Genomic DNA, 6364 nt, shown 5'->3' with positions numbered 1-6364 from the left:
GCTATACGTCCCCGGCGACCACCGCCCCGCCCTCGCCGCCCACCTCCACGACTCCCGCGCCCACCAGCCCGCCGAAACGCTCCTGCGCCTGATGACCGGCGCGTGGACGACCCAGGCCCTCGCCGTCAGCGCCGAACTGAAACTCCCCGACGCCCTCGACACCACCGCCGCCACCGCCACCGCCACCCTCGCCCACCGGATCGGCGCCCACCCGCAGAGCCTCACCACCCTCCTGCGCTACCTCGCCATGCTCGGCGCCGTCACCGAGACCCCCGACGGCTTCCGCCTCACCGAACTCGGCGCCCTGCTGCGCACCGACACCCCGGGCTCGATGCGCCCGCTGGCCCTGATGTACGGCGGGCCGTTCTACGAGTCCTTCGGCCGCCTCGCCCACACGGTGCGCACCGGGCAGACCGCCTTCGACCACCTCTTCGGCGAGAACCACTTCGACCACTTCGCCCGCGACCCCGAACTCGCCGAGCTCTTCGACCGCTCCATGGCGGCCAGTTCGCGCATGTTCGAGCCGGTCCCGGCCCACCCCGCCCTCGCGGCCGCCGCCCAGGCGCCCGCCCCCGCGACCGTCGTCGACGTCGCCGGCGGCAACGGCGAACTCCTCGGCCGCATCCTGGCCGCCCACCCCCGCCTGCACGGCGTCCTGCTGGAACGCCCGCACGCCGTCGAGGCCGCCCGCGCCCTGCTCGACGCGGCCGGCACCGGCGGGCGCTGCACCTACCGGGCGGGCGACTTCGCCGACGTCCCGGCCGGCGGGGACGTCTACGTCCTGTCCCGCGTGCTGCACGACTGGGACGACGAGCGCTGCCGCGAGATCCTGCGCCACTGCGCCCGCGCGATGCCCGCCCACGCCGACCTGCTGATCATCGAACGCGTCCTGCCCGCCGACGGCTCGCCCTCACTGGCGACCGCCTGGGACCTCCACATGATGTGCAACGTCGGCGGCCGCGAACGCCGCGCCGACCACTACGCCCACCTCCTGGCCGACGCCGGCCTCCACCTCGTCGGCCAGAGCCCCCTGCCGCTGGGCGCCACCGTCCTGCACGCCCGCAAGGCCGTGATCCCCGCCCCCGCCCACGGGTCCGCCCCCGACCCGGTCGCCACCACCGGCCGCTGACGACGAACGCCGGCGGCGTCCTCCCGCGGGAGGACGCCGCCGGCGCGGGCGTGACCCGGCGTCAGCGCAGGCCGGCGAACAGGTCGTCCTCGGGCAGCGGCGCGTTCGTGGTGTCCCGCACGCGCACGAAGGTCTCCAGGCCCATCAGGTCGGTGAAGCGCTCCTGGCCCATGCGCAGGAAGAAGATGTTCTCGCCCTGGCTCGCGTGCGCCCGCAGCGCGTCGAACTTCCGCCCGCCGAACTCGGTGGTGTCCACCCAGGTGGTGACGGCCTCGTCGGGCAGGCCGATCTCCGGCATCTGCTCGGCCTCGCTCCCCTCCCCGGAGCGCTCCGGCTGCGGCTCGTCCTCGGCGAACTCCCGCATGGCCTCGCCGAAGCGCCGCATCGTCGAGTGCGGCACGGTGGTCCAGTACACCTTGGGCCTCAGCCCGCTGCGCTCCAGCGCGGCCATGGTGATGCGGTGGGCCTGGATGTGGTCGGGGTGGCCGTAGAAGCCGTTCTCGTCGTAGGTGACGACGACGTCGGGCCGGTAGTGCAGCATCAGGTCGGCCAGGCGGGCGGCGCCTTCGGCGACGGGGGTGCCCCAGAACGAGCCGGGGGCGTCGTTGGCCGCCCAGCCCATCATCCCGGAGTCGCCGTAGTCGAGCGTCTCCAGGTGGCCCACCCCGAGGACCTGACAGCTGGCCTCCAGCTCCTTGCGGCGCAGCGCGGCGACGGCCGCGGGGTCGTGTCCGGGCTCGCCCGGCTTGACGCCGCCGGGGCCGTCGCCGCAGGCGCCGTCGGTGCAGGTGACGAGCACGGTGCGGATGCCCTCGGCGGCGTAGCGGGCGAGGACGCCGCCCGTTCCGGTCGCCTCGTCGTCCGGGTGGGCGTGCACTGCCATCAGGGTCAGCGGCCGGTCAGCCATGGGTCCGTCCTCGGTCGGTCGAGTGATCAGTGCCCAGTCTGCGTCAGGACGGTGCCGGAGGTCACATCACTTCTGCCCGTTCCCGCGCGGTCCGGCGGCCCCCCCCGGGTTGCCGGACGGGCCGCCGGGGGCCGCCGGGGGCGGGGGGGGGGACCCCCGCGGTGTCCCGCCCCCCCCCGCGGGCCGCGGGGGGGGGGGGGGGGGCCACCGCGCCCGCCTACGGGCCCCCGGGGGGCCCGCGGCCCCCCGTTTCTCCGGTCCCGGGGCGCCCGGGCCCGTCAGGCGCGGTGGTACTGCACCGGCGAGTGGACCTGCCCGCCGAGCGCGGCGGCGGCGTGGCGCGCCCAGGAGGGGTTGCGCAGCAGCTCGCGGCCGATCAGGACGGCGTCGGCCCGGCCGGCGGCGAGGATGTCCCGGGCCTGGGCGGGCTCGGTGATCAGGCCGACGGCCGCCACCGGCATGCCGGCTCCGTTGCGGATCGCCTCGGCGAAGGGCACCTGGAAGCCGGGGGCGGCGTCGATCTTCGCGTCGGGGACGAGGCCGCCGGTGGAGACGTCCATCAGGTCCACGCCGCGGGCCTGGAGCTCCTTGGCCAGGCGCACGGTCTCCTCCAGCGTCCAGCCCTCGCGCCCGTCCTCGGGGTTCTCGGCGATCCAGTCGGTGGCCGAGACGCGGAACAGCAGCGGCAGTTCCCCGGGCCACACGGCGCGCACGGCGTCGACGACCTCCAGGGCGAAGCGGGTGCGGCCCTCGAAGGAGCCGCCGTACTCGTCGGTGCGGCGGTTGCTGGCGGGGGAGAGGAACTGGTGGATCAGGTAGCCGTGGGCGCCGTGGAGTTCGACGGCCTGGAAGCCGGCCTCCAGGGCGCGCCGGGCGGCGTCCGCGAACTGCCCCACGATCTCGCGGATCTGCTCGCGCGTCAGCTCGTCCGGCGTGGTGTGGTCGGGGGAGAAGGCGACGGCGCTGGGGCCCACCGGGGTCCAGCCGTGGGTCTCGTGCGGGGCGAGCGCGCGCCCGCGCTCGACCCAGGGGCGCTCGGTGGAGGCCTTGCGCCCGGCGTGGCCGAGCTGGATGGCGGCGACGCTGCCCTGGTCCTTCAGGAAGGCGGTGATCCGCCGCAGCGCCTCGGTCTGGGTGTCGTTCCACAGTCCGAGGTCGTAGGGGCTGATGCGGCCCTCGGGGGAGACGGCGGTGGCCTCCACGATGATCAGCCCGGTGCCGCCGGCCGCCCGCGCCGCGAGGTGGGTGAAGTGCCAGTCCGTCGCCACCCCGGCCGCCCCGCCGTCGGGTGCGGCGCTGTACTGGCACATCGGCGGCATCCAGACGCGGTTGGGGACGGTCAGTTCCCGCAGCGTGTAGGGGGTGAAGAGGGTCGTGCTCATGGAGGCTCCCCGGCGGCATTGATTGCAGGTGCACTATCTGCTGCAACAATAGTTGCGGACGCTTGCCATTGCAAGGGCGGGCTTTCCCTGGGCGGCGAGGTCCCGAGCTGACGATCCGTCATATCCCGTTTTCCGGTGGCCACCCCGTAGTCGCGCGGCTAGGGTGGGCGACGATCCGTCGGGCTCCTGGCGGGCCGAGCAGGGGGCGGGATGCGGATGGCGGCCACTGCCGGCATGAGGTCACGGGCGCACCGCTTCGGCGGCAGACCCGCCGCGCCGCCCACCACCCCGGGCCGGCTGCGCCGGACCGTGGTCGCGCTGGTCCTGTGCACGGCGGCGCTGTGGGGGACGCTGCAGACGGCGCTCTCCGGCGCGCACACGACGGTGTCCGCCGCCGAGGCCCACGCCGATCCGGCCCTCGTCGACACCGCGCAGCTGTCGTACCTGCTCGCCGACGCGGACCGGGTCGCGGCCGGGAGCTTCGCCTCGGGGACGGTGCGCCTGAGCGGACCGGGGCAGCGCTACCAGGACGACCTGAAGTCCGCCCACCAGGCGCTCGCCCGGGCCGCCGAGCACGACGCGACCGGCCCGGCCGGCAGCGGGCGCCTGCAGGCCGTCGAGGGACTGCTCGTCGAGTACACCGGCCTGATCGAGCAGGCGCACGCCACCGAGAGCCAAGGCGCCCTCGGCACCGCCTACTTGAGCTACGCCACGAACCTGATGCACAAACCCGGCGACGGAGTCCTCGCCCAGGTCCGGCAACTGCGGGCCGCCGAGCAGCAGGAACTGGACCGGCAGCGGCAGAGCGGATGGCTCGCCCCGGCCGCGCTGCTCGGCGTCCTCGCCCCCGCGCTGCTCGCCCTGGTCCTGCTGGTCGCCACCCAGCGCTTCCTGAGCCGCCACTTCAACCGGCGGCTCAACCCGTGCCTGCTCACCGCGTCCCTCCTGCTGCTCGCGCTGGCCGGCTGGACGGCGGCGGCGACCCTGCACGCCGACCGGGCCTTCGCCACCGCCGCCGACGAGGCGCTGCCCCGGCTGACCGCCGCCTGGCAGGCCCGCGCACTCGCCGCCGACGCGGCGGGCGGCGACGCGCTGGCGGTGGTCCAGGCCGTCCCCGGACAGGACCTCTCCGACGACTTCGCCACCTACACCGGCCAGCTGGCGGACCGTCCGGTCACGCCGGGAGAGGCCGCGGCGGCCGAGAGCGAGCCGCCCGCGTTCCACGGCATCCTCGCCGACCTGATCGACGCCGACCTCCGCCCCGACTCCTCCCCAGCGAAACGGGACGCCGCCGTGCACACCCTCCAGGACTTCCGGCAGTTCACCGCGGCCGACGCCGAGCTGCGCCGGCAGGCCGCCACCCGCGGCCCCGCCGCGGCGGCCGCCGACCCCGCAGTGGTGGCCACCGCCGTCGGCCCCGGCCCCGCCCAACTGGGCGGCGCCGGCGCGGCGTTCGACGCCGACCTGGCCCGGCTCGCGGAGCCGGACCGGCAACGGCTGGCCGACGCCGAGTCGGCGGCCCGCTCCGACCTGGGCCTGGGCCGCGCGCTCCCGGTGCTGTGCGCCGCCATCGCGCTGCTCTGCCTGGGCGGCCTGTGGCCGCGGATCGACGAGTACCGGGCCGCGCGATGACCGCGGCGGGCCGCTGGGCCCGGGCCGCCCTCGCCCTGCTGCTGGTCGCCCTCGCCGGCCCCACCGCCTGCAGCGGCGGCCGGTCGGGACCGGTGGTCCACGTGCTCGGCACCTGGACCGGCAGCGAGCGGGACTCGTTCCTGGCCATGGTCGCGCCGTTCGAGCAGCGGACCGGGATCAAGGTGGACTACCAGGGCTCCCGGGACTCCGACACCGTGCTGGCCGACCGGGTCGGCAACGGGACACCGCCCGACCTCGCCGTCCTCTCCAGTCCCGGAAAACTGGTGCAGTACGCCCGGGCCGGCCGCCTGGCCCCGCTCGACGGCGCGCTCGACCTGCCGGGCATGGCCGCGCAGTACGGAGAGAGCTGGGTGCGGCTGGGCGCCGTGGACGGCAAGCAGTACGCCGTGTTCGTCAAGGCCACGGTGAAGAGCCTCATCTGGTACTCGCCCAAGGCCCTTGCCGCACACGGCTGGACACCACCCGGCAGCTGGGACCAGCTGAACACCCTGGACCGGCAGATCGCCGGGTCGGGCGTCCCCCCGTGGTGCGTCGGCCTGGAGTCGAGCTCCGCCTCCGGCTGGCCGGGCACCGACTGGCTGGAGGACATCGTCCTCGCCCAGTCCGGACCGGACGTCTACGACCAGTGGGCGAGCGGCGCGCTCGCCTGGAACTCCCCGGCGATCAAACGGGCCTGGCAGACCTGGGGAGACGTGGTCGCCGCCAAGGGCATGGTCCGCGGTGACGCCCGCGGCATGCTGCTCACCGGCTTCGCCGGCTCGGGCGGCTCGCTGTTCAGCCGGCAGCCGGGCTGCTACTTCGAGCACGCGGCGTCCTTCATCACGGACTACTACCGGCAGGGCGACCCGAGGCTCAAGGCCGGCGAGGACTACGACTTCGCCCGGTTCCCGGCCATCGACGAGGGGTTCAAGGGCACCGAGGAGGTGGCGGGCGACCTGCTCGGCATGTTCCACGCCACCCCGGCCGCCCAGCAGCTCGCCGCCTACCTCACGACACCCGAGGCGCAGCGGATCTGGGTGGCCCGCGGCGGCGCGCTGAGCCCCAACCGCCAGGTGCCCGCCACTGTCTACCCGGACGCCCTGTCCCGCCGCCTGGGCCAACTGCTGGTCGACGCCCGGGCGGTACGGTTCGACGCCTCCGACCTGATGCCGGACGCGATGCAGAGCGCGTTCTACCGGGCCGTGCTCGCCTACGCCAACGACCCCTCGCAGCTGGACGCGCTGCTCGCGGACCTGGACCGGGTCCGGGCCGCCGTCCACGCCTGACCGGTGCTCGCCGACCCACCGTCGAGTG

General features: G+C 75.4%; 5 protein-coding genes. 3 read left to right on the top strand and 2 right to left on the bottom strand.

Annotation, left to right across the window (positions count from 1 at the left end; all coding sequences use genetic code 11):
* Positions 1-1129, top strand: a 1129-nt coding sequence (locus tag ACFV4G_RS35920) for a methyltransferase (protein WP_380446387.1), incomplete at its 5' end; no start/stop codon positions are given.
* A gap of 61 nt (positions 1130-1190) precedes the next feature.
* On the opposite strand, the gene ACFV4G_RS35915 is transcribed toward ACFV4G_RS35920, so the two are convergent.
* Complete coding sequence (locus ACFV4G_RS35915) at positions 1191-2036, bottom strand: PIG-L family deacetylase (RefSeq protein WP_380446386.1); 846 nt, start codon at positions 2034-2036, stop codon at positions 1191-1193.
* Positions 2037-2314: 278 nt separating this feature from the next.
* Entirely contained in the window at positions 2315-3418 is a 1104-nt protein-coding gene (locus tag ACFV4G_RS35910; RefSeq protein ID WP_380446385.1) for an NADH:flavin oxidoreductase/NADH oxidase, read from the bottom strand.
* 216 nt (positions 3419-3634) lie between these two features.
* Here ACFV4G_RS35910 and ACFV4G_RS35905 point away from each other — a divergent pair, with 216 nt between their 5' ends.
* Complete coding sequence (locus tag ACFV4G_RS35905; RefSeq protein ID WP_380446384.1) at positions 3635-5050, top strand: hypothetical protein; 1416 nt, start codon at positions 3635-3637, stop codon at positions 5048-5050.
* Positions 5047-6336: an ABC transporter substrate-binding protein gene (locus tag ACFV4G_RS35900; protein ID WP_380446383.1), complete on the top strand. Its 1290-nt coding sequence runs from the start codon at positions 5047-5049 to the stop codon at positions 6334-6336. Before ACFV4G_RS35905 ends, ACFV4G_RS35900 begins: the two co-directional genes overlap by 4 nt.
* Positions 6337-6364 lie beyond the last annotated feature (28 nt).

Source organism: Kitasatospora sp. NPDC059747 (assembly GCF_042732955.1).
Classification (GTDB): domain Bacteria; phylum Actinomycetota; class Actinomycetes; order Streptomycetales; family Streptomycetaceae; genus Kitasatospora.
This window is presented reverse-complemented; position numbering and strand designations above follow the sequence as displayed.